Origin of the sequence: Dyadobacter luticola (assembly GCF_005860805.1) — a bacterium.
Classification (GTDB): Bacteria; Bacteroidota; Bacteroidia; order Cytophagales; family Spirosomataceae; genus Dyadobacter; species Dyadobacter luticola.
The window spans coordinates 1495028-1519117 of the sequence record NZ_VCEJ01000004.1 but is presented as its reverse complement, the minus strand read 5'-3'; the positions used below and the strand labels follow the sequence as shown (position 1 = coordinate 1519117).

At 48.8% G+C, this 24090-nt stretch carries 13 protein-coding genes; 3 read left to right on the top strand and 10 right to left on the bottom strand.

Annotation, left to right across the window (positions count from 1 at the left end; all coding sequences use genetic code 11):
* Nucleotides 1–119: 119 nt before the first annotated feature.
* The 3 genes from FEN17_RS16890 to FEN17_RS16880 are packed head-to-tail and all read left to right on the top strand — an operon-like array spanning nt 120 to nt 4565.
* Nucleotides 120–971 carry a universal stress protein gene (locus tag FEN17_RS16890; RefSeq protein WP_138366499.1) on the top strand — a complete coding sequence of 284 codons (852 nt, stop codon included), beginning with the start codon at nt 120–122 and terminating at the stop codon, nt 969–971.
* 10 nt (nt 972–981) lie between these two features.
* Nucleotides 982–2103, top strand: coding sequence for a magnesium/cobalt transporter CorA (corA, locus tag FEN17_RS16885; protein ID WP_229208857.1), 1122 nt, complete (start codon nt 982–984; stop codon nt 2101–2103).
* A complete protein-coding gene (locus FEN17_RS16880; protein ID WP_138366497.1) occupies nt 2094–4565 on the top strand; it encodes a bifunctional UDP-N-acetylmuramoyl-tripeptide:D-alanyl-D-alanine ligase/alanine racemase in 2472 nt (823 codons plus the stop codon). Before corA ends, FEN17_RS16880 begins: the two co-directional genes overlap by 10 nt.
* Here FEN17_RS16880 and ppk1 read toward each other — a convergent pair whose 3' ends face one another.
* From ppk1 to FEN17_RS16830, 10 genes are all read right to left on the bottom strand, one after another.
* A complete protein-coding gene (ppk1, locus tag FEN17_RS16875; protein WP_138366496.1) occupies nt 4566–6935 on the bottom strand; it encodes a polyphosphate kinase 1 in 2370 nt (789 codons plus the stop codon).
* 189 nt (nt 6936–7124) lie between these two features.
* Nucleotides 7125–9080 carry a DNA topoisomerase (ATP-hydrolyzing) subunit B gene (gene gyrB, locus FEN17_RS16870; protein ID WP_138366495.1) on the bottom strand — a complete coding sequence of 652 codons (1956 nt, stop codon included), beginning with the start codon at nt 9078–9080 and terminating at the stop codon, nt 7125–7127.
* Between the two features lie 232 nt (nt 9081–9312).
* On the bottom strand, nt 9313–10983 hold the full coding sequence (locus FEN17_RS16865; protein ID WP_138366494.1) for a hypothetical protein: 1671 nt from the start codon (nt 10981–10983) through the stop codon (nt 9313–9315).
* A gap of 149 nt (nt 10984–11132) precedes the next feature.
* Complete coding sequence (locus FEN17_RS16860) at nt 11133–13694, bottom strand: T9SS type A sorting domain-containing protein (protein ID WP_138366493.1); 2562 nt, start codon at nt 13692–13694, stop codon at nt 11133–11135.
* A gap of 214 nt (nt 13695–13908) precedes the next feature.
* Nucleotides 13909–17085 carry a PVC-type heme-binding CxxCH protein gene (locus FEN17_RS16855; protein ID WP_138366492.1) on the bottom strand — a complete coding sequence of 1059 codons (3177 nt, stop codon included), beginning with the start codon at nt 17083–17085 and terminating at the stop codon, nt 13909–13911.
* 45 nt (nt 17086–17130) lie between these two features.
* Nucleotides 17131–17994, bottom strand: coding sequence for a ThuA domain-containing protein (locus tag FEN17_RS16850; RefSeq protein WP_229208856.1), 864 nt, complete (start codon nt 17992–17994; stop codon nt 17131–17133).
* 174 nt (nt 17995–18168) lie between these two features.
* Nucleotides 18169–18594: a DUF6157 family protein gene (locus FEN17_RS16845; RefSeq protein WP_138366491.1), complete on the bottom strand. Its 426-nt coding sequence runs from the start codon at nt 18592–18594 to the stop codon at nt 18169–18171.
* A gap of 28 nt (nt 18595–18622) precedes the next feature.
* The gene (locus FEN17_RS16840; RefSeq protein WP_229208855.1) at nt 18623–19336 is read right to left on the bottom strand and encodes a hypothetical protein; all 714 of its coding nucleotides are present in this window, start codon (nt 19334–19336) and stop codon (nt 18623–18625) included.
* Nucleotides 19337–19441: 105 nt separating this feature from the next.
* Nucleotides 19442–20758: a vanadium-dependent haloperoxidase gene (locus FEN17_RS16835; protein WP_138366489.1), complete on the bottom strand. Its 1317-nt coding sequence runs from the start codon at nt 20756–20758 to the stop codon at nt 19442–19444.
* Complete coding sequence (locus FEN17_RS16830; RefSeq protein WP_171037936.1) at nt 20758–24072, bottom strand: VCBS repeat-containing protein; 3315 nt, start codon at nt 24070–24072, stop codon at nt 20758–20760. The genes FEN17_RS16835 and FEN17_RS16830 overlap by 1 nt, the downstream gene beginning before the upstream one ends.
* Nucleotides 24073–24090 lie beyond the last annotated feature (18 nt).

Here is a 24090-nt window from a genome sequence, read left to right as displayed (position 1 = left end):
TTGGTAGAGAGGCGGTTTGACTTTTTTCTCTTGGCACAAGTTTTTCGCTCTTGCCTTTGTTTCATTCCTCAAATTGAATACGTTCGGAAACTACTTCGAAACATTTACCAAATTCCATTATGAACCGGATACTGATCCCGATCGACTTTTCAGAAAATGCTGAACATGCCCTCGCAGCCGCAAAAATTATTGCCGAAAAAGAACAGACCGAGTTGCTCATCCTGCACGCCTACCAGCCCTACATTGCCGACGTAAACCTTACGCCGGGCAGCGTAGTACCCGGAATTGGCGGGTCCGATTTCCTAACTATGACCAATGAGCTGGAAGACGAATTCAGGAAAAGGCTCGACAGCTTCGCGGAGAATGTGGCGGCGGAAGGCTATAAAACGCAGGCGATCTGGGCGCTGGGCAGCATTCACTCAGCGATTGAAGATGCGGCGGAAACTTACTCTCCGGACCTGATCGTGATGGGCCGCACGGGCGAGGGCGGTTTTCTGGATAAACTGGTCGGCAGCTCGGCGACGCAAATTGCCCTGCACGCCAAATGTCCGGTGATGATCATCCCGCCACACATTAACCCTGGTAAATTTTCGAAGGTCGTATATGCCACTCAGTTTGAGTATGATGAAAGTGACGTATTGAAAGAAGTTTTTGTACTGATGAACCACCTCGGCGCAAATTTGACATTGCTGAAAGTAAAATCGGATTCGCAGCCTGACATTCAGCCGGATAACCAATATGTTACAGAAATCAGGCGACAATTTGCGGTGACGGACGAACAGATCGTTGTCCGCGAATCCCGCCATGTGCTGGAAGGTATTGAAGATTATTGCGACGAAGTAAAAGCGGATCTGGTGATCATGTCGGCCCGGGAGCGCTCTTTTATTGAAGAATTTTTGATCAACCCCAGCGTAACAAAAAGGCTGATTGTTGATACGCACATTCCATTACTCGTGTTCCATATTAAGTAAGCTGCTGATTTTGAACAAGTCCGATAGTGTCAGGCCCACTGATTTAAAGCCGGTTGTGAAGAAAACGAAAAGATATAGAAAACGGAATTTGCTCACCTCCCCTGGTACGCTGACGTACATCGGGCCTGACATTGCAGTAAAAACCAAGATCCGTCGCATCCAGTACAGCGACAAAATTTTCCGCGACGAGCCTGCACATTCGCTGAGCGACTGCGCGCCGGCCGACCAAACAGAACCGGTAACCACCTGGCTCGACGTGGACGGCATCCACGAAATTTCCCTGATCGAAAAATTGGGGAAACTTTACGAGCTGCACCCGCTGCTGCTCGAAGATGTGGTCAATACCGAGCACAAGCCCAAGCTGGAAGTGTACGATGCGGGTTACCTGTTTTTGACATTAAAAATGCTGCACGTCCAGTCGGAATCGCCGATTGAGATTTCATGCGAGCACGTCAGTTTTGTGCTGGGTGATAATTATGTGATTTCTTTCCAGGAGGAATTGACCGAGGACATTTTCAAACCGGTACTGGAACGTTTGCAAGCTTCCGTGGGCAAAACCCGCAAGAATGGCCCTGATTATCTGCTGTTTGCACTGCTGGATGTGGTGGTCGACAATTACTTTATTGTACTGGAAAAACTCGGAGATAGCCTCGACCGGGCCGAAGACCAGGTGATTGCCGGTGCACACGATTTGTCGCTGAAAGATTTATATGCGTTAAAACGCGAGCTCAGCATTGCCCGCCGCCAAATCTGGCCGCTCAGGGATATGCTTAACCAGCTCATTCGCGAGGATAACGCGCAGATTAACAAGGAGATTATCCCCTACTATCGGGACCTATACGACCATGTGATGCAGGTTCTGGATACCATCGATTCCTACCGCGAACTCGTCGCCTCGCTTGCCGATGTACATTTATCAACATTAAGCAACCGGATGAATTCGGTGATGAAAACGCTCACCATTTTCTCCGCCGTCTTCATGCCCCTGACATTTATCGTGGGCGTTTATGGCATGAACTTCGAAAATATGCCTGAACTAAAGTGGCATTATGGCTACTTTTACGTCTGGGGACTGATGGCTGTGGTAACCATCGGGATGATATTTTATTTCAAGTCTAAAAAATGGATGTAGGTTTCAAACCGCAAGCTGCTCACCTTCTTACCGATAGCCGTCAAGTTTCATTTCCTGAACAAAGCATTTTCTTCGCCATCCAGGGCGAGCACCACGACGGCCACGCATTTCTGCAGGATTTATATCAAATGGGCGTCCGAGAATTTGTCGTGGAAGAAGCAGCCTGGACCGATGCGCGAAAAGCAGAAACTGTACATTGGACAGATGCCAAAATCTGGGTGGTACCCTCTGCAATCCGGGCGATGCAGAAGCTGGTAGCTGAAAAAAGAAGAACATTCAACATTCCGGTGCTGGGTATCGCGGGCAGTAATGGCAAAACCATTGTAAAAGAGTGGCTTGTGCAATTAATGTCGCCGGGGCAGCGGATTGTGGCCAGTCCGAAAAGCTATAATTCGCAGATCGGCGTACCACTTTCGGTCTGGAATATGGGTAAGGAGCATACGCTGGGGATTTTCGAGGCGGGTATTTCCAAAGCCCACGAAATGGAATATTTGCAGCCGGTCATGCAGCCTACCGTCGGGATTTTTACCAACATTGGCCCCGCGCATGACGACGGTTTCAGAAGCCGGAAACAGAAGATCACGGAAAAACTGCGGCTTTTTACGAAAGTCAAAAAACTGATCTATCGCAAAGATTATAAGGACATTGACGAAGAAATTTCGCTGATACTGCGGCCGGTAAATCCGTTTCTGGAAACCATTACCTGGGGCACTACCAAATCCGGGGCTGCGATTCAGGTAGCTTTTCAGATTTTAAAAGATAAAACGATCATTTCCCTCAAAGGAAAGTCAGGAAATTTCAGCTTTGAAACCGGTTTCCGCGACGAAGCCTCGCTGGAAAACCTGACACATTGCATTGTTTTCATGCTCGATTTCGGGGTGAATGCTGCGCAGATCCAGGAAAGGATTTTGTCCCTGAAACCAGTCTCGATGCGACTGGAATTGAAGGAAGGAATTAATCACTGCTACCTGATCGACGACGCGTATAACAATGATATGCAGGGACTTTCGATGGCGCTCAACTTCCTTTCGCAGCAGGAACAGCGGCAGAAAAAGGCGATCATTCTCTCGGATGTTTTGCAAACCGGCCAGACGCCAGCGGAGTTATATAATCTGGTCTCAAAATTATTGACCGAAAAATCAATCAACCGGCTTATCGGCATCGGTCCGCAGATCAGCAGCCAGGCGCAGCTTTTCGACATTCCCGAGCAGCAATTTTTTCCAGATACAGATGCATTTTTAAAAGAATTTGCCTTTAATACCCTGACAGACAGCCTCGTGCTCGTAAAGGGTGCACGGCCATTTTCCTTTGAAAAAATCGTCCACCGGATCCAGCAAAAAGCGCATGGGACGGTTTTGGAAATCAACCTCGATGCGCTGGTGCATAACCTGAATTTTTACCGCGCCAAAATCAGTTCAGGGCCGGGGCATCAGAATACCAAAATCATGGCGATGGTAAAAGCGTTCGCCTACGGCAGCGGCAGCTCGGAAGTAGCGTCGCTTCTGCAATTTCACCGCGTCGACTACCTTGGCGTAGCTTATGCCGACGAAGGCGTGGCGCTCCGGCAAAATGGCATTACATTACCGATCATGGTCATGAATGCTACCGTCCCCGCATTTGATCTGCTTTGGGAGCATCAGCTAGAACCTGAGATTTATAGCCGCAGAATCTTGACCGATTGGGTCGATTACATCCGAAAAAAGAATGATCCGGAAAACACGCCGCTGGTACACATTAAGCTGGATACCGGTATGCACCGGCTGGGTTTTGTGAAGGACGATTACGACTGGCTGATCGGGCAGTTAAGAGAAAATCCATCGATCAAAGTGGCGAGTATTTTTTCACATTTGGTTGGAGCGGATGAAGGTGTTCATAATGCATTTTCTAAAAATCAATATGAGCAGTTTATGGAAGGCGCTACGCTGCTGGAAGAAATATTAGGTTATACTACAATCAAACATATTCTCAATTCAGCCGGAATCGTACGTTTTCCCGAATATCATCTGGATATGGTGCGGCTCGGGATCGGATTGTATGGAGTGGAAGCCACCGGGCAGGAGCAGTATGCTTTGCAATCCGTTGGCACATTGAAAACCATTGTTTCGCAGATCAAATACTTGGCTTCGGGGGAAACGGTAGGTTACAGTCGCAGCGGGCATGTCAGCCACGATTCGGCGATTGCAACTTTGGCAATCGGGTATGCCGATGGGTATGACCGCGGGCTGGGAAATGGTATAGGCCAGGTTTCGGTTAATGGTACACTTTGCCCTACGATCGGCAATGTTTGTATGGATATGACCATGATCGACGTCACCGGCGCCAATGTGGAAGAGGGCGACGAAGTGGTTGTTTTCGGCAAAGAAATGCCGATCACGGATCTGGCAAGACGGATTCAAACCATCCCCTACGAAATCCTGACCGGCATCGGCGACCGCGTAAAGCGGGTTTTTTACAAAGAATAACTACGACAAATCGGCTTCCGTCGACTCCTCGATGACAAGAGGAGGTATTTCTGCGGCCGGCGATCCGGCGGCAGGCGACCCTGCGCCCGGCGTCTGCCCGTTTTCCGCTGCTGGTTCATGATGGACCGGCTGCGGGGCTTCATCTTCAAAAAGGTGCGTCGCCATTACTTCGTCCAGCGTCACATCATAAAATGCTTCGTGCACATTCAAAGGCGCGACACCTTCGGGGCACTCACATTTTTTGTAGTTACCATCTTCCATCAGCTCGTAAGCATTCACATTGTCTTTCAAACTGTAATATAAAATGTGAATTGCTTCCTGCCTCACGCGCGGATCGACGAGCTTAAAAAGTGACTCGATACGTTTATCAAAACTGCGGACCATGGCATCAGCGCTACCGCCATATACCAGTGGATTGCCGTCTTGGTGGAAGTAAAAAATCCTTGAATGTTCCAGAAAATCCCCTACCAGTGAGCGTACCGTAATATTTTCGCTCAATCCCTGGCGTTTCGGACGCAGGCAGCACATACCGCGTACAATCAGGCGGATAGGTACGCCAGCTTCTGAAGCTTTGTACAATTCGAGAATGGTATCCCGGTCTTCCAGGGAGTTGATTTTAATACAAATACCACTTTTCAAACCTGCTTTCGCATTCTCCGCTTCCTGCTGGATCAGCTCGATTAGTTTAGCGCGCATATAACGCGGCGCCGTGATCAGATTCTGGTATTCCGATGGGATCGAGTGCCCGGTGATGACATTAAAAAACTCGGAAATGTCATGGGTATATTCTTCGTTCGACGTCAGCAGGCCAGTATCTGTGTAAAGCCGCGAGGTATCTTCATTATAATTACCGCTCGACAAATGCGCATATCTCAAAACCCGGTTTCCTTCGTTTCTGACGATCAGCAGCAGTTTTGTGTGGGTTTTTAATAAACCAATACCGTAAATCACAAAGCAACCGGCTTTCTGTAAACGCTGCGCTTCGCGAATGTTATTTTCCTCGTCAAAACGCGCTTTTACCTCAAATAAAACCGCGACGTGCTTCCCGTTTTCAGCAGCATGCAGTAATGCTTCGGTCACCCGGGAGTTTTTGGCAAGACGGTAAATAGTCAGTTTGATGGACAAAACCTTCGGATCTTCGGCGGCTTGTTCCAGCATTTGCAGCACCGGCTCGAAGTTGTTATAAGGATGGTGCAGCAGAATGTCCCGCTCGCGCATCGTTTCAAAAATGTCCGGGATGCGCTCCCTGTCCAATCCCAGCGGTGGCACAGGTGAATGTATCGGCGGGATCTGATCTTTAAATTCCGGATGCTTGATAATGCCCCAAAGCGCCGTGTAGTCGATCAGACCTTCGATCGGGAACACGTTATAGTCATCAATTTCCCAGCGTTTTTTAATCAGGTTCAGCAAATCCGGGTTCGTATCCGGCTCGATAGAAACCTGCACCACACGTCCCAGACGCCGGTTTTTTATTTTTTGTTTGATCTCATCAATAAAATCAGATTCAATGTCATCACTCTCTTCCAGGGTAAAATCACCATTCCGGAGAATGCGGAAAAGGTTGGTCGAAACAATGTCGACATTCCGGTAAAGCTTGCCAATGTGCGTCCGGACAATGTTTTCGATCGGTATAAACAACAACTCATCATCCCGCTCGATCACATAAAACCGCGGCAAGTTGAGTGGCAGCTGTACGAACGACAGCTTCCGGTCTTCTTCTGAAGTAGTACCTTTTACCTGGGTGATCACGCCCAAAACCAGCACTTTGGCCAGCAAAACCGGAAATGCGTGGGTATAGTCGAATAGCATCGGTGTGAGCATCGGGTACACCGTCCGCTCGAAATATTCTTCCACAGCCGCAGCCTCATCGGCCTCCACTTCCTCCAAACCCACCACCCGGAAACCGTGCTTCGCGAAAAGCGGTACCAGCTGCTTGGTATAACATTCATTTTGGCGGCGGATGAAATCGTGCAGCTCACGCATCAGCACTTTACGAAAAGGGATCTCGCGCAGGCCCGAATAATCGAGCCGCTCTTTTCCAAAATCCAGGTAATTATATAGACTGCCGACGCGGATCGTGAAAAATTCGTCCTGATTGGACGAAGTGATCGCGAGGAATTTGAGCCTGTCGAAAAGGTTTCGATCCTCGTTTGTCGCCTGGTCCAGCACACGTTCGTTGAACTTGAGCCAGCTGAGATCGCGGCTGATCAGGTCACTTTGCTGAACCTGCGTTTGTGCTTTTTCGGTGGAGCTCACCGCTTTGTTGTCCTCAGCGGGTGCCGGCTCCTTGGAGCTTTTGAAGAAAGCGAGCAAACTGGTCAGTTTGCCTTTTTTTTCATTGTTGTAGGAAGCGTCGTTGGTGCCGGGCATAACTCATTCAATTTGTGTAATAATAAAAAAACCTCGTAAAATTCAACGAAACTAAACATTCTAATGTTTTCGGGCCTGTGAACTTTGTGTTAAATTTTAGCCCTGAAAACAAGAACGGATGACTGCCAGTGACAGCCATCCGTTCCCAAATATTTATCTGAGCGCGGCCCAAAGTCCGACTACCGATCGCTAAACGTCAACACGTGCATACTTGGCATTTTTCTCAATAAAATCGCGCCGCGGTGCAACTTCGTCGCCCATCAGCATAGAGAAAAGGTGATCTGCTTCCGCCGCCGAATCGATGGAAACTTGTTTCAGGCTGCGTTTGTCGGGATTCATGGTTGTTTCCCACAATTGTTCGGCGTTCATTTCACCCAAACCTTTATAACGCTGTACGCCAACGGATTCCTCACGTCCGGCGCCAATTTCGCGCACTGCTTCCTCACGTTGTTGCTCGGTCCAGCAGTATCTTTCTTCTTTTCCTTTTTTCACCAGATAAAGTGGCGGCTGCGCAATATAAATGTAGCCGTGGTCGATCAGGATCTTCATGTAGCGGAAGAAGAATGTCAGGATCAAGGTACGAATGTGGCTTCCGTCAATATCCGCATCGGTCATGATCACAATCTTGTGGTAACGCAGCTTGTCAATGTTCAGCGCGCGCTCATCACCGTCTTTACCGATCTGGACGCCCATCGCGGTAAACATATTCTTGATCTCCTCGTTTTCGTAAATGCGGTATTCCTGCGCTTTTTCTACGTTCAGGATCTTACCCCGCAGTGGCAAAATCGCCTGATATGCGCGGTTACGGCCTTGCTTGGCAGTTCCACCCGCCGAATCTCCCTCCACGAGGTACAATTCGCAAATGTGCGGGTCGGTTTCCGAGCAGTCCGACAGCTTTCCGGGAAGTCCGGTACCTGTCAGAATGTTTTTCCGCTGCACCATTTCACGCGCCTTTTTAGCGGCAATACGTGCTTTCGCGGCCAAAATCACTTTGTCAATGATGACGCGGGCTTCTTTCGGGTGTTCGTCGAGATAGGTATCCAGCATTTCGGCCACTACCTGGCTCACTACGCTGGTCACTTCCGAGTTACCGAGTTTTGTTTTGGTCTGACCTTCAAACTGCGGCTCAGCCACTTTAATGGAAATTACAGCAGTAAGTCCCTCACGGAAGTCATCACCGCTGATCTCTATTTTTTCTTTGGTAAGAATTCCCTGCTTGTCCGCATAGTTTTTCAATGTCCTCGTCAATGCAGCACGGAAGCCCGAAACGTGTGTTCCGCCTTCTACCGTGTTGATATTGTTGACATAAGAAAACACGTTCTCGCTGTAAGAAGTATTGTACATCATCGCCACTTCTACCGGCACGGTACCTTTGTTGGTTTCCATGTGAATCGGCTCGGGGATCAGCGGGGCGCGGGTAGCATCGAGATAGGTCACGAATTCGTTCAAACCTACTTCGGAGTAAAACTCTTCGCCCCGGAAATTGCCCTCTTCATCCTCCTCGCGCTTGTCTTGCAACGTAATGCGGATCCTTTTGTTCAGATATGACAGCTCGCGCAAACGCGTCGCTACGGTTTCGTATTTGAATTCGGTAACCGTGAAAATGGTCGCATCCGGCAGGAAGTGGATGAATGTTCCGGTTTTTTCCGATTCGCCGATGACGCGGGTGGCGTACAAAGGTTTTCCTTCGCTGAATTCCTGCTCGAATATTTTTCCTTCGCGGTGAACCTCCGCCCGAAGGTGTATAGAAAGTGCATTTACGCAGGATACCCCCACACCGTGCAAACCCCCTGAAACTTTGTAAGTGTCTTTGTCAAATTTACCACCGGCGTGAAGTACTGTCAAAACCACTTCAAGCGCCGATTTTTTCTCTTTCGGGTGCATTCCGGTTGGAATCCCGCGACCATTATCCTGAACGGTGATCGAATTATTTTTTTCTATCGTCACATTGATGGTGTCGCAATAGCCGGCCATCGCTTCATCAATGGAGTTGTCAACAACCTCCCAAATCAAATGGTGAACGCCTTTAAAGCCTGTGTCACCGATATACATCGCCGGACGTTTCCGTACAGCTTCTAAACCTTCAAGAACTTGGATATTTTCGGCCGAATAACTATTTACTTCTACCACTGTTTCGTTTGACATATAGTTTGTTTTTCACTGGGATAAAAAGAACCGTTTTAAGGCTTTTTAAGCATGCGAAGATACGCTTTTTTTATGGTTTAACCTAGTGAAAAGGGGAGCGAAGTGAGGCAAAAAGGGTGCGTTCCTGATAATTTTTACGTGTGCAATTGACTGACTGCAAATAGGAAATTTTTTATATTCCAAATCGCCGGAAAATAAAAAATCCGTGGCCGCTGAATAAATGATGGGTTGACTATTTGACCGGCGCAGGAGCCGTGATTGTCACATTTGTAGAAGTCCAGCTGAGCCGGTTTTTTCTCAAAATCGCGATCTGATAGTCGCCGGGAGAAAGATTCTCGGTTAAAAATTCGACGGAAAATCCTGGCTTCAACCATTTACCGGTTTTCAGGAAATCAAAAATTCCGCTGTGACTTTTACGGCAGGCCAGCCAGTAACCCTGCGCGCCGTTTTGAGGTTTTAAATAAATGAAAATGCTCTTCTCGTCCAGGTTATCATTTGAAATAGCAATGTAATCCCGGTTATAACTTCTGCTGGCGTCCTTTTCTTCTTTTGTGAAATGCTCGTATTGCAAGTTGATGGGCTTCGCTGCCTGGTTAGCCTGCAAAGAATCTTCCTGAATGTGGCCAAAATGGTCGCCGGAAATGCAAATACCTTTTTGTACTACCCGCTGATACTCCAACCGGATGTTCGTGTTAAAGGACGCGCCGTAAATAAGGAAATTGCTATGGTGTGTCCAGTTGGTGTCATCCGCCAGCAGCCAGTCGCGGCGGTAGAGCAGCTCTTCGGTGTAACTGAAATAAGATAGGGCATTGAAAAGCAAGCCGCCAACAATTCCCGTCACACCCACAATCTTTCGCGTTTTACACGTCAGAACCGAAATCAATACTAGATAAACCAGGCAGGCGACGAACGAGGAATAATGCTGATAGCGCGGCGCTATGATCGTCTCAATACCTCCCCAGCTTCTGGAAACGCTCACCAATGCACCCGTGATCGACAAAAAAGCAAAAATCCCGGCTACCATCTTGACTGTCCAGGGCAAGGCAAGGTTTCTTTTTTGGAAATAAAAAAAACGGGTAATGATAAAAGCGGCCAGCGCCAGATAAAAGGCCATACCGATAAAAACCGCCGCCATCGGATCTGCAAAACGCACTTTACTAAGCGAACCGAAAAAAGCAAAAAAGCAGGAAATCAGCCGCACAGGATCTGATAGACTTTGCATAAAATCCGCATTCTGCCCCTTACTGAAATTGAAAAAGTAGAGGATACCTGTCAAAACCCAGGCACCCGCAATGATGCCGGACCATTTCCAGTTCCGGTCGTAAAAGGTGAAGAGTAATGCGATGAGAAAGCTGAAAATGCCGTTTCCGTGCGTAAATGTGGCTATCAGGCAGACCACCAGCGCGGCTTTATATTTTTCTTTTGAGCATAAATAACTCAAAACGACGAACCAGAAAACAATCACCGATTGCTGTAAAATACTGATCGACCAGGTAACATTGTCGTAGTACTGAGGGTTGAGCATGATCAGCGGCGCAGGGATAAAAAGCCAGATCGCGGCGCCGGAAACGCGGAAACTTTTCCAGAAAAACCAGAGGATCGCAACCCAGAGCACATTGCCCAGCAGGATCAGCACCGGCCAGTTGATGTGCCCGAAAATCAGGTAATTGATGTAAGTAATCAGCCTTGGGATGACTATCCGGTGCTCGTTATGCTGCTGCAAAAACAATTGGACCTTGCCCAGAAAAGATGGCTCCTCACCTACCCAAAGCACGGTTTTAAGCAAATGAAAATCGTCGGAAAAAAAGAGCGGCTCGGAGAGCGACCAGCTGTAAATGAGGTAGATAAAGACTGGAAGCAGGATGAAGAGAAAGAATAGTGGGTTTCTGTACTTATCTGACATATCTGTATTCATCGTGCGGGTTCCAGGCGACCAGCAATTTTTCTCAAAGTTTAGTCGCCTTGCCAGGGCATTTTGGCAAAACTAAATCATTAAAGTGGGTTATTTAAATTTCCGAATGTTTTCTTATTTTCTGAAAACCGCACCGCGGTTCAGTTCACCACTGCAACTTTATGCCTCGTTTGCATCGTGCCATAGTCAGCCGTGAGAATGTACAGGCCAGGCGCTAGTTTCCCCTGCGGCTTTACCAGCAGGTTATTTGGGCCATTTTTCTGAATGTCAGAAACAATTTCCTTGCCCATCACATCCGTCAATGTCACCGCCGGAACTGCCCCGGAGTATTGCAGCGAAATAATGCCGGAATTTACCGGATTTGGAAAAACAACCGTCGCAGCACCTTTTTCAAACCCAACCAAAACCATTTTGGAATAAGCGAATGTACCGTCCAGGTCCACCATTTTCAGCCTGTAAAAATTATCTCCGGCTAGCGGATGTGGGTGAACAAAAGAATACGATTTCAAACCCACACTTTCGCCCGCAGAATTCACATTACCGATCTCCGACCATTGTTTTCCATCCATACTATGCTGGATTTCAAAGTGATCGCTGCTCGTTTCCTCGGAAGTTTGCCAGGTGAGCGAAGCCGAATGTTCCACTTTTTCTCCTTCAAAACGGGCGAGCGTCACCGGAAGCGGGCCTGCCTTGTCAGCAGTTACAAAAAAAGACGAGAAACCATTGACATTGAACGCGATACGCCACATGTTCAGCACGCCGTCCCACTGAATGTCCTCATCCGCCGGGTCGATCACTTCGTCGGGATTGCCGGTCAGCGCATTGTCGCCATGCCACTGCCAGATCCGCAGCTTAGTTTTGCCATTGATATCTCCGGAATTTGTAGGCAGTCTTACCGTACTCAGTTGATTGAAAGCCGTAAATTCGTCCTGGCTCACATATATGGTCAGCCGCGCCTGGCTTGGATTGGTACCGCCGGGCTTGAATGCAAAATGGCGCTGGACGTAAGGCTGGCTTTTATAGCTTTTCACTTCGCCGTCTATCGTCACCTTGGCGTTAAATGGCGTATTTCCATTTGTCAGATTATTGCCTTTTACTGTACCTACCAGCCGGCAATCGTTGCCTGTGAGGTGATAGTACTGGTTATCAGGGATAATCGCCGAAACATTATCATTGTTATTCGCGGCGCGCAGGTCTTTGTAAAAACAGCCCGGCGTAGTCACATCGTCGACCATAAAAATATTGACCGGCTTACTGCCCGCATTATTGTAAGCATTGCGCCAGTTCCGGTACGCATCGCAATCTCCTGAATAACTGTCACGATTGGTTTCGCAGCCGTCTGCATTGAGCATATTGGACAAGGCGAAAGTATCATTGTTCGACGGGTTCAACTTGGTCACATTCTTGTTTTTCACCCACTTATCAGTCAGTGCTTTCATGGCATCCCGGGCCGAAGGCGATGCCAGCGCGTCATCCATGTGAAAGATCGTGACCATGTTCGCGCCATGCTTGTAGCTTTCCTCGGTCAGTTCCTCGGCGAACTGCGTGCCGCTGTAATAGGCTGCTTCGTTGATGTAGAACCGATCGGGTAAGTTGGAGCGCAACAGGTCCAATGCAAAACGGTGGTCATAATGAATGTCGTCATTGATCTTGATACCGTCCAGATCAGCGCCGATTTCCTTAAAGGCAAGAGTCCCGCGCTCGCTGGACAGTTTATCAAAAACCGACCCGTGGTGCGTAATCACCGTCACCCTCGAATCGACCTCCCGTACCGCGTTCCTGAAAATGTTGTTGGTCTCTTTGAGGACGGCCGTACGGTACAAAAACCAGTCGTTTCCATCCGCGCCGGTGTAGGTGCTGCCGGAGGGAAGTTTGGGAAACACGCTGCCGAAAGAAGGATAATTGCTGCCCCATTGGGAATTGAGGTACATAATGTTACCATACTTCCCTTGCAGCCAGTTGCGGTAACCATTCACCATCGGCGTCGAATAATCGCTCAATGCCGCTGACATATCCAGCATCTGGTCATAATGGTATTTACTGGAACCCATGTCGAACTCACCTTCGCCCGCCCGGCTGAAAATGACATTGATGTAAAGCAAATCATCCGAGTCGAGCAGATATTTGTACCGCTGCATGACCTTTTTTGCAAAACTGGTGATCCTGTCCCGCGTGGATTGCGCCACCAGCGAGGTCATCACAAATTGCAAATTCAGACCCGGCCTGATCGGGCCGCCCTGTTTCTGAAAAACAGCGCCTTCTCCGCTGTAATTGATCACCACTACCCTGTCCTCTTTCGCCCAGCCATCGCCGGTGTCGATCCCGTAGCGGTCCGACAAACTGTTGGTAGCATCGTCGCCGGTACTGACGGCCACATTGATCGCGATTTTCATTCCCAGCGACGTCGCCAGGGCAATCTGGTCGTCGTACTGCTTCCAGACATTGTAATTTTCCCCATGTTCCTGTTTTAGTATTCTTGAAATTTTCCCCTCGATACTCCCCCACTGTATTGTTAGGGCCACAGCATTCGCCCCCACATCTTTGGAACCCTGGATCACGTCCAGCTCAGGATCGTCATTTTCGTTCACCATCGACACCGCAAAATAACGTTGCTGGGCGCGTAGGTCACTGACATTCAGGCAGAAAAAACAAACAAACCAAACACCCAGGCAAGTCCATCTAACACGTAACGTTTGTTTCATATTTCATCTTTTATAGTGGTATATTTTTAAGCAAACCATTCAAAAATATGAAATTATTCTAATCGACGTATAGAATTTATTTTAATACAGGGATAGCTAAACTAAAATTTGTCACTTGCCGACACATTTTTAGGCATTAAAAAAGGCTTTGCGCGGCACCCGAAAAAGTGCGGCACAAAGCCTTTTTGGCAACATTAAGCCCGTTTTTAAAACATCACATTTTTTCCAGCGGATGCTCTTTCATCAGCTGCTCAGGCGAGTAAAAATCTTTTTTACTTTCTGTCTGCAATCTCACTTGTTTCACTTTTTCCGGCAGCACCGCAGGACCTTTGTTACCAAAAGAATTACGGACATAAGTCAGCACCGCTGCCACTTCCTCGTCTTTCAGCAAACCACCAAAAGGTGTCATCGGAACCTGTCCCGGATACTTCTGACTATTCACTTCAATCGGCCCAAGCAAACCTTTCAGCACCAGTTTGATCAGCCGCTCATCACTGCCCACAATCCACGGATTTTTAGTCAGCGGCGGGAAGCCGGAAGCGGAAAGTCCCTTACCGTCAGGCTGATGGCAGGTGGTGCAGTATCCTTCTTTGGCATAAACCTCCTTACCCATATTGAAGAGATTCAGCTCGGCGCCTTTCAATGTCGTTTTGGCTACCTCTTCTTTCTCTTTTTTCACATTCTCACCTTTCAAATGTGCCTCCGCAGCTTCGTAGGCATGGATCGTCCAATCATCGAGCGGCATTTTTTTAGCTTCCGCCAAAATCGGCAGACCCTTTTCTTTCCCGATCCAGGATGCCGCCACGATGGCCACTAAACGTACCCGGCTGTTTTCGTCCCGCGCCGCTTCCATGAGCAATGCGGCCTGGTCGGCAACCTGGTGACCGGTGTAGCGCAAAACTTCTACAGCAGCAGCCCGCGCGTGGTAATCTTTGGCTTTCAGCATTTGTTTCAAAAGCTTTTGATCCACCTTATCCAGGCCCCAGCTTACCCACAAACCTTCCAGCACATGGTGCTCATATCTTGCATCATTCTTGTCCAGCTTGGCTACCCATGCAGTCAGTTTTGGTAAAACTTCGGCAGCGCTGCGGCCTCTCAGCTCGCGGCGGGTACGGTAGCGGGTGCGGTATTCAGGCAATTTAAGGTTATCTAAAAGTTCGTCAATGCTCGCGCCGGCCACTTTTGCAGGCGTTACCAGAGGTCTCGAAGGATAGGTAATGCGGTACACACGTCCGTGCGAGTGGTCGCGCAACGGGTCACGCGCATTGTGCTGCATGTGCCCGATCAGGATGTTGTGCCAGTCGATCACATACAGCGAGCCGTCGGGGGCAAATTCCATATCCACCGGTCGGAAATTCCGGTCTTCACTCACAACCAGGTCCTGGCGGTGGTGGCTTTTATAACCCGTCCCGTCGTCGGTCAATGTATGCTCTTTGGTACCCAGAAACCCGATGGTGTTATTGATCAGAAAATCACCCTGCAACTCATCAGGAAAGTGACGGCTAGAGACGAATTCCAGACCGGAAGTAGGCCTTACCCGATGTTTCTCCTCGATCAACTGCACCGATTTATGCGTAGCCTCACCATATCTAGGCAAAACCGAACCCGGCAGCATCCAGCGTACATCCGGGCTGGAAGTTTCTGCAAAAAACGGTTGTCCCCAATCGTCAAATGCAATACCCCAGGGATTCGGGATCGATAATTGCGCGGTACGTTCCAATTTTTTAAGCTGCGGTGCGTAGCGGTAAAAACCACCATTCGTTGCCCGCACAGGCCCGTAAGAAGTTTCCACATTGGTATGCAAAAACACGCCTTCACCAGAGTAAATCGCACCCGACGGGTCTACCGTAAATGCGTGGCTGTTGTGGTGCGTATCGTGGTCGTCAAAACCGCTCAGCAGAATTTCCATTTTGTCGGCCTTGTCGTCACCATTTGTATCCGTGAACAATTTCAGGTTGGTACCTTGCGACACATAAACCCCTTCCGGCGCAATTTCAAAGCCCAGCGGCAAATGCAGTTTATCAGCAAAAATCGTCTGCTTATCTGCCTTACCATCGTTATTGGTATCTTCCAGGATGATGATCTTGTCGTCCGGTTTCGAATCACCCGGCTTGTAATGCGGGTAGCTCGGCATCGTCGCGATCCAGAGGCGGCCTTTGTTGTCAAACGACATTTGCATCGGTTTCGCCAGGTCCGGAAATTCTTCCTCCGAAGCAAACATTTCGATCTTATATCCTTCCGGTACCTTCAATTTCTTCACCGCATCCTGTCCATACAGATATTCCAGGCTGCCGTTTTTCTCAGGGTTAAAATTAGTTTTGATCTCTGGCAAAGGTCTTGTATTCTTGTCCGCAGCCGCCACATCCATTTTTTCCCCTTTTGAAGCCGCCAACCATACCGCTTTGTCGCGGATATCGGTCATTTCACGGATTTTCTCAATCTCTGCCGGGTAGTTATCCTGCCCGAAAGGATTGTAACGGCGGCCATAAACGTGCACCCCGTTCGGGATTTTGAAATCGTTGTGCCACATCCAGTTTTTCTCGGCTACCGCATCATGGATCAGCGCCCGGTTTTTCTGTGCTTTTTGTGCCGCTTTTCCAAAAACCTGGTCTACCAGCAAAACACCCAGCTTTTTGTAACCTTCCTCATTCAGCTGTGAACCGTCGATGGTCAGGTCCTCTTTCGAATCCGCGTACCATTTTTGAGACGGCGTAAATGCATCTACGAAAAGCACACCTTTATTCTGCGCCACCACGTCTTTCATAGCATTGGTATACAGCAGCAGGTTTTCATTTTCCTTTTTTCCGTTTGGCAGATCAAATTTTGAAGACAAATCCTCAAAAGCGATCGGCGAAACGATAGCCAGCTGCGGTGGCGTGGTGCCGTTGTATTTCTGGTTTAATGTGTATTTGATAAATGCATCGAGCTCCGCTTTGTAGTTGGCCAGTCCCGCTTTTCCTTCAAAAGATTCATTATAACCAAAAAAAGCAATGATCACGTCCGTTTTCAGGCGGGTCAGCCACTGGTCCGGGGTTTCAAAATGTCCCTCACTTTGGGAAGGATTAGCCAGTTCTGTCTGGAATTTTTCTGCGCCGGGAAATGCCCACGGAGAATTGCGGCTGGCATGCGGACGAAAGCCCGGCGTGTCGCCGCCATCGCACATATTGCGGATGTACAAACTATTCTCGGGATACCTGACGTGCAGCTCCGTTTCGAAGTTGTCGTAGTTCATCATCCTCGAACCCAGGTTATTACCGAGCAGAATAATGTGAGATCCCTTGTTTACGGGAATAGGAACTGCCTGGCTGAACTTGAACGCGCTAAACGCGATAATGGCAAGTCCAAGCGCGATAACCGACACTTGGAGACTAATTTTCCTGGGTTTAGACATTTTACTGGTATTCTTAAAGTTTGGATTTAGGTAATGTATGGGGTCTTATTTTGCTTCACGGTAAGGCACCTGAATGTCCATTTTGCCTTTCCATCTTTTGGGGACTTTCAGGCCCAGCTCATCATGTATGGCATTGATCACCAGCCGCTGAAATGGTTCGAGCCGAAAATCTTCGGGATGTCCGAGTGTTGTCATAAACACTTTTCCGCCGAAAGAATTGGTACCGGTCCAGGCCACCGGATTTTCGATCGCCTCTTTATCCGGGTTGACGGATTTGCCCATCAATAACCAGGTCGAGCCTTTTACCGGGTAATCAGGCAGGACACGGTACAACCATGATCTTGCATGAAAAGGGGCCGTCACGCCGGTAAGGATTGGGTTTTTAGCTTGTTCGGGGATAATGGTCACATCAGTGCTGCTGTTGTGGCCGTAATGTGTGTGCTTGGCAGCGCCGCCCCATCCGGGAGGCGCATTTAAGGCAAATTCGCCAAATGCGTTCCATTTTTCGCTTTCGTCGCCTTTCGGGAAATTGAATGCGTGGGTGGTAGTGCGGAAGCCCATCACCGGTTTTCCTTTTTTCAGGTACTCCTCAATGTAGGCAAGCTGGTCTTTGGGAAGCTGGCGCCATCTCAGGTAAAAAACCGCCAGATCGGCGTCTTTCAATGCCTCGAGGCCGGGAATATTCTTTTCGCTGTTGTGATCGGGAGAGGCTTTCAGGACGATCGTCCGCATGCCGTAGTTCTTCTCAAGCTCCGCCGCTACGATCGGCAATGTTTCTTCCCCGCTGTACTCATGGTCGCCGGTGACAAAAACGACGAGCGGCTTTTTGCTCTGGGCGTCAGCATTTTGCGGAACAAGCGTAACAATAAAAACCAGGAGAAAGCACGAAATCAAATGCCTTAGTTTCATCAGGAAAGGATTAGGACAAATTAGTGGATCAGGAATATAATGCAAAATAACCCTCAAACTACTGTTAAAGACCGGCCGTCTTTCAAAAATTCCCTCAAACCGACGACCACCTAAAAACAAGACTGTTTTGTCCTACTTTTCCCTTAGTTTGTTATAAAGATTTCTACGCCCTGCTTAAACCCGCTTCGACCGCATTGCCTTCGTATGCTTTAAATTCTCATCGTTCGCAAATTTTTTGTATTCTTCGGAATCGACCGGGTAAATGGCGATTTTGCCTTCGGAGTCGCTGTGGACGCCCCAGCCGAAGCGTTTGGTGAGAGGTGACGCGCGCATGCAAGCCTGGCCTTTTGAGAAAAATTTTTCGCGCTCTTCGGCCAGGTCGGAGCGGCTGATGTCATTTCTTTTGGCAAAAACTCCGAAAATAACATCGTCGGAAGTGTATTTATAGGGATTTTCGTAAACCATATCAAACTGCAATCCGGCCACGGTTTTGCCCCCGGCCTTTTGCGGCGGGATTTCCGCGGTTTTCACCGGGCTGTCTTCCGCGGTTTCAATGAATGTGTCCTGGTAATTGGTGGTGTGTCCGTTTTCAGTTTTCATAAGAATCCGGGTTTCAGGTGATGATTGTTTATTTCAAAAATCCAAGCCCTACGGTAAGCGAAAAGCGTGAAAGGTCTACGCTGTTATCCTTCGATAAATGTAACGTCGCCGAGCTGATTTCTGTTTTTCGTTGCAGCCGGTAAATTGCCCCCATCATCGCCGAGCCCGTCACGTTGAAGGCAAATTTCTCTCCCAGTCGATGTTGCAATCCGACGCTAACACCCCAGCCTGCCGTTTTACCATTTAATGTAAATTGTTCAGCGCCGACAGAAGTTTTATTCTGATAAGGCTGGTATCCTACCATCAGGGAAGTCAGCACAAATGTTCGCTGGTTTTTTAGCACAGACCGGTGGGTTAAAAGTCCGCTCAGATGCTGTATTGTCACATCTTCGGTCAGGTCATTCCATGTTGCTTTGCTCTGGTACCGCTCATATCTCACGCCAAAACCAAACCGCGGCCAGGGGAAGTAAGCCACATTGCCCCCAAATGCAATGCCGGATCTGAAATCCTTGATATACCTCTGGTTTGCCGCCGTCGTAAAAACTTTCCCGGTACGAAAAAGCCGGTAGCCATATCCGCCATCCAGCGAAGCGCTCCATTTAGGCAATATCGATTGCGACGCCTGCTGTTCCTTTGATACCGGCTTCGGGTGCTCCGGCTCGCGATGCGACCCATCCTTCGCCCACTCCACCTCCCCCGATTGCGCATTCACCCGCCCCGCAGCAGCAAGCGTAATTAGCATAAAAACGGCCCAGGCTCTGATCATTTACTTGTCCAAAACAACATTACCAATTCCAAAACTAGCCATTTCGGGTTAGAAATCGACAGGGATATCCCTCCATTCCTCTCACAAAACCGGCTTTACCCCATTCTTTTTCAATTTTTCAACTACAAATTCCCCGATCGCTCTGCCTTGTTCCTGGCCGTTGACGATGGCGTCGCGGTAGTGGATGCCGCCGTAGAGGCGGGAGATGGCCGCTTCTTCGGCGGCCTGGCGGAAGGATTTGAAATCGCGGGTCGGAAGTTCGAAAATCACTTCGGTGTCGTCGCGGAAGGCAAAATTGTCGCCTAGTAAGTAGGTTAGCAGCTCGGAAACTGCCGTGGAAATGACACTGTGCCCGCTGGTATATTCGGGGAAAGGCGGGGTCTGCAAAAGCGGCGTCCATTTTTGGTCGATCGAGCGGTTGATGACTGTTTCGGGCCTTACCCGGCTGCTGCGGTACTTTTCGTCCCAGCAGCTGATAAACGAATCCATCAATGTTGCCGCGGCGAGCGCGTGAACCAGTATGCCTTTGTCCAGATCAAGGTTCGCTTTGGCAGTGGCGATGCCCGTAATGTTCATCCAGTGCCCGCCCGGGCTGATTTTTTTGAAACCAATCGACATATGCCCGGAAGTGTTGATCGCGAAGGGGTTACAATCCCAGTAGGACGCGATAAACCGTTCTTTTTCAGTCAGATTTTTACCGACCAGATACACTTCTTTCGTCAGCTTGTAAAATTCACTCGCCGTATCCTTACTGAATTCGACCGGCGGTTTTGGAGGAAATTGCGTGCAGGTGTCAATCAGCATCGGGCGGATCGTGCGCCAATGCGGCTCAATGCCTTCAATATACCCCGGCGGTGTCGGGTACCAGTAGGCATCGCCTTTTTTCGGGCGGTATCTCACCCGCGTGCTCAGTTTGAGATAGCCGTCGGTCGCAGCATTCGCGGCGATTTTCTTCGCTACTTCCTGCGCCACCGACACCGCCAGGTCAATCGTTTTCTGCGCGTGACCTTCGCGCAACAAATTAATAATAAGCTTTTTCTGGTCTTCTTCCAGCATCGATCCCGACGGCAGGATCAGCCGACCGGTTTCAAGAATGCAGTACAATGCTGCGATCCGGTAATCATATTGTTTCGAAGTTTCAATGCTGATGGGCTTAATGCTGGCGATAAAAGCCGTCGGCGAGGTAATCTGCTTGTTGTTCTGGGCCACGATTTCGTAGGCGCCCATCAGGCAGTAAGTATAAAAACGGGAGGCGGCGGGCGGGTTCACCACGTCGTGGATCATCACCATCGTGACCGAAAAAACGGCAGGCTGCAAATGTTTTCTCAATTCATCCTTGTTCGCTTCTGCCCAACAAACCTGACAGCAAAACATTAGGAAGAGCACTGTTTTACGCATTACTTCTTCTCATTTTTATAAAATTGCAGCGCCTCATTAAACGCCCCGACCACCACATAGTGCTGCTTCCCGACGGTCACTTCCGCAGTGGATTTTACATCACCAATCACACACAATCCCGAAATGGTCTGGCTTTGATAAGTAAATGTTCCTTTTCCATCACCCGACAACAAACAACCATAATTGGCATCCATACTGCCTAGTTTCAGGCGGTTATCCATTTTATTTCCGAGTAAGAGCAAATCCTTTTTCCCATCCTGATCAAAATCTTTGACCATAATAGTGGTGACCGGCGCAAACTGGGCCTGTACGGGCAGCACCACTTTCTGCATTCCCTCTTTTTTATTCAGAAACAAAACCGTCTGCAATTCACTGGCATGCAGCCGGGTAGCATTATCCAGCTCGGCCTGTGAAAACACTTCTTTGATCGAAGCATTCGCATAGTCTTTATAAAAAGCAAATTTCTTGCGCATCGGGTAAATCTGATCATTCAGTTCGTCGCGGCTCACGAAAGGGTAAGATTTGCCCTGGACGTAAAAATTGAAAAATGGATCGATGGAACCGTTTTTATCAAAATCAGCAAAAAACAATTCGGCAGGCTCAGCTTTCGAGGCTTTAATCTGAGAATTCAATCCCAGGTTTCCGGCTACGATATCCGGTCTTCCGTCGCCGTCCAGGTCGTCAATTTTCAAAGCTGACCAAAAACCCGCTTCCTCTTCCTTGAAGTACTGCGAGGTTTTGTCTTCGAAATCCTTTCCGTTGAATGTGAAAACTTTCACCGGCATCATTTCACCTACAATCACCAGTTCCGGTTTGCCGTCCGCATCCAGGTCCGCCCACTGTGCGTCGGTGACCATACCCACTTTAAAAAACGGCGATTCTTTGATGGTGTAATTTCCTTTGCCATCATTTAAAAGCAAAAACGAAGCGGGCGCCTCGGGATACCGGCCGGGAATGATGCGGCCGCCCACAAACAGATCCAGGTCGCCATCTTTGTCGAAATCAAAAGGCCGGACGCAGGACTTACTGCTGGCTTTCAGGTTGGGCAGCGAAAGTACCGAGAGGTTCAGATTCCCTTTCCCGTCGCTCAGGTAAAGTTCGTCCTGCAAAGAATAGGTATTGGGCTCAAAAAGCGAGTAGCCGCCTTTGGCAATGTACAGATCATCAAATCCATCCCCGTTTGCGTCAAAAAACACCGCGGACGAAACTGCCGAAACATTCTCGTCGCCAATCGCAAAACCCGGCATTTCCTTGAAAGAACCGTCCGCATTTTGCAGCCAGATTTTAGCTTGTTTGTTCTGGTCGCCGCTCACGAATAGGTCTTGCAAGCCATCTTTATTCACATCGCCGCGGGCTACGATCGGGCCGGTTTGCGAGTACATGGTCAGCATCAGCGGCTGCCTTTTAAAATCATTTTCGTTAAAACCCTCGTGTTTGTATGCAATGATATCGGGAGATTTGGTAAAAACCGTCGCCGGTTTTTCAGCCGCTTTGATCTTATCCGGGCTTTTTCTTTCCGGTTTTTCGACGGTCAGCACTTGCCCGGCTTTCACATTCTTTTTCACTTCCAGCGTCCCGTCAGGCCAGATAATCCGCACCGAATCCGCAGAAGCCGCATTCCCAAGACCGAAATGCAGGCGAAGCGGCGTGCATGATAGATAGCCGCGATTGGGATTGAGTTCCTGGTACTGCATATTGCCCTGGCTATACACATATACTTTCGCCCCGACGCTATTCTGGTTCCCCGATTTTTCTTTCAATTTCAGTTGCAGCCACGAGCCGGCTTTCTGCTCCGACGACATGTTCTGGTACACAAAAGCGACATCATTAATGTTGTTGACCACCAGGTCCAGGTCACCATCATTATCCAGGTCGGCATACACGGCGCCGCTCGAAACCGCCGGCTCGGCCATGCCCCATTCTTCCAGTTTTTTGGTAAAAGTGAGATCGTGGTTGTTGCGGAAAATGTAGTTGACCAGCTTGGTTGAAGGCATCGCTTTCACCAGATCCATCAGCTGAAAAGGTTCTTTATCAACCGCTCTTTTGAATTTATAATCACCCCAGTATTTTAGAAAATCCTTGTTGGTATAGTCCCTCAGATAACCATTTGAAATAAAAAGATCTTTGAAACCATCATTGTCAAAATCGGCCAGCAGCGGGCTCCAACTCCAATCCGTATTAGAAACACCTGCAATCTGTGCGATCTCGCTGAAAGTGCCGTCGCCATTATTGAGTTGCAGCATATTCCGCATGTACTGCTTGTGCAGGTTTTGCTGCTGCATGAGCTCGAACGATTCGTAATTTTCCTGCAACTGCAACAATTTTTGTCGCTGATTATCCTCAGGCAACATATCCAGCGACATAATGTCTGGCAGGCCGTCATTGTTGAAATCCGCGATCTCGATCCCCATCGAAAACTGGGCAATGTGCCTGAAATACTGCTGGGTCACATCCTTAAATGTGCCGTCGTGGTTGTTGATGTAGAGATAATCCGATTCGTTATAATCATTCGTCACATAAATGTCCTCCCAGCCGTCCTGGTTTACATCGGCGATCGCGATGCCCAGCCCGAAAGTCAGCGGATACTGGTGAATACCAGCCTTTTGGGTTACCTCTACAAAATGATTTTTCTGGTTTTCAAAAAGCTTGTTGCCAGCCAGCGCGTCGGTTTCCGTCTTGAATTTCGCCAGCTCCATGTTGTCGATTTTCTTCACGCTGTGGTTTAACAGCATCATATCCAGGTCACCATCATTATCATAATCAAAAAAGGCAGCCTGCGTGCTGTAACTTACATCGTCTAAACCATATAATGCCGCCTGCTCGATGAATTTCGCATTTCCCTGGTTGATAAAAAGCTGGTTTTTCCGCATTTCATCCGGCACCTTACCGGAGTAGCAGATATGAATGTCCAGCAGGCCGTCGCCATTTACATCGGCCATGGTGACGCCGGTTTTCCAGCCGCCTTTCCGGCCTTCGAGCCCTTTTCCGGCCGTTAATGTAATGTCTTTAAATTTCATGGGCTGCCCCTCTGCGCCGAGGTTCAGGTACAACTTGTTGGGCCCCATGTTTGAGGTAAAAAAAAGATCGTCGAAACCGTCATTGTTGATATCCCCTACCGCTACGCCGCCGCCATTATAAAAGTATTCGTACGACATCACATTCTTGGTTTCATCTTCATTGATGGGGTTGATGAAGCCGATACCGGTGAGCTTGGGGGCAAGCAGTTTCAGCAAAGGCTGCTGCGCGCGGACCGCCGAAAACTGGACTGCCAGCATCAGGAAAAAGAGGAAATTACGGCGCGCTGGGGTATTCATCAAGGTACAAATGCCGGT

Coding starts and splice junctions, on each gene's coding strand:
- FEN17_RS16890 (WP_138366499.1), top strand. CDS start 120: ATGAACCGGATACTGATCCCGATCGACTTTTCAGAAAATGCTGAACAT.
- FEN17_RS16880 (WP_138366497.1), top strand. CDS start 2,094: ATGGATGTAGGTTTCAAACCGCAAGCTGCTCACCTTCTTACCGATAGC.
- ppk1 (WP_138366496.1), bottom strand. CDS start 6,935: ATGCCCGGCACCAACGACGCTTCCTACAACAATGAAAAAAAAGGCAAA.
- gyrB (WP_138366495.1), bottom strand. CDS start 9,080: ATGTCAAACGAAACAGTGGTAGAAGTAAATAGTTATTCGGCCGAAAAT.
- FEN17_RS16865 (WP_138366494.1), bottom strand. CDS start 10,983: ATGTCAGATAAGTACAGAAACCCACTATTCTTTCTCTTCATCCTGCTT.
- FEN17_RS16860 (WP_138366493.1), bottom strand. CDS start 13,694: ATGAAACAAACGTTACGTGTTAGATGGACTTGCCTGGGTGTTTGGTTT.
- FEN17_RS16855 (WP_138366492.1), bottom strand. CDS start 17,085: ATGTCTAAACCCAGGAAAATTAGTCTCCAAGTGTCGGTTATCGCGCTT.
- FEN17_RS16850 (WP_229208856.1), bottom strand. CDS start 17,994: ATGAAACTAAGGCATTTGATTTCGTGCTTTCTCCTGGTTTTTATTGTT.
- FEN17_RS16845 (WP_138366491.1), bottom strand. CDS start 18,594: ATGAAAACTGAAAACGGACACACCACCAATTACCAGGACACATTCATT.
- FEN17_RS16840 (WP_229208855.1), bottom strand. CDS start 19,336: ATGCTAATTACGCTTGCTGCTGCGGGGCGGGTGAATGCGCAATCGGGG.
- FEN17_RS16835 (WP_138366489.1), bottom strand. CDS start 20,758: ATGCGTAAAACAGTGCTCTTCCTAATGTTTTGCTGTCAGGTTTGTTGG.
- FEN17_RS16830 (WP_171037936.1), bottom strand. CDS start 24,072: ATGAATACCCCAGCGCGCCGTAATTTCCTCTTTTTCCTGATGCTGGCA.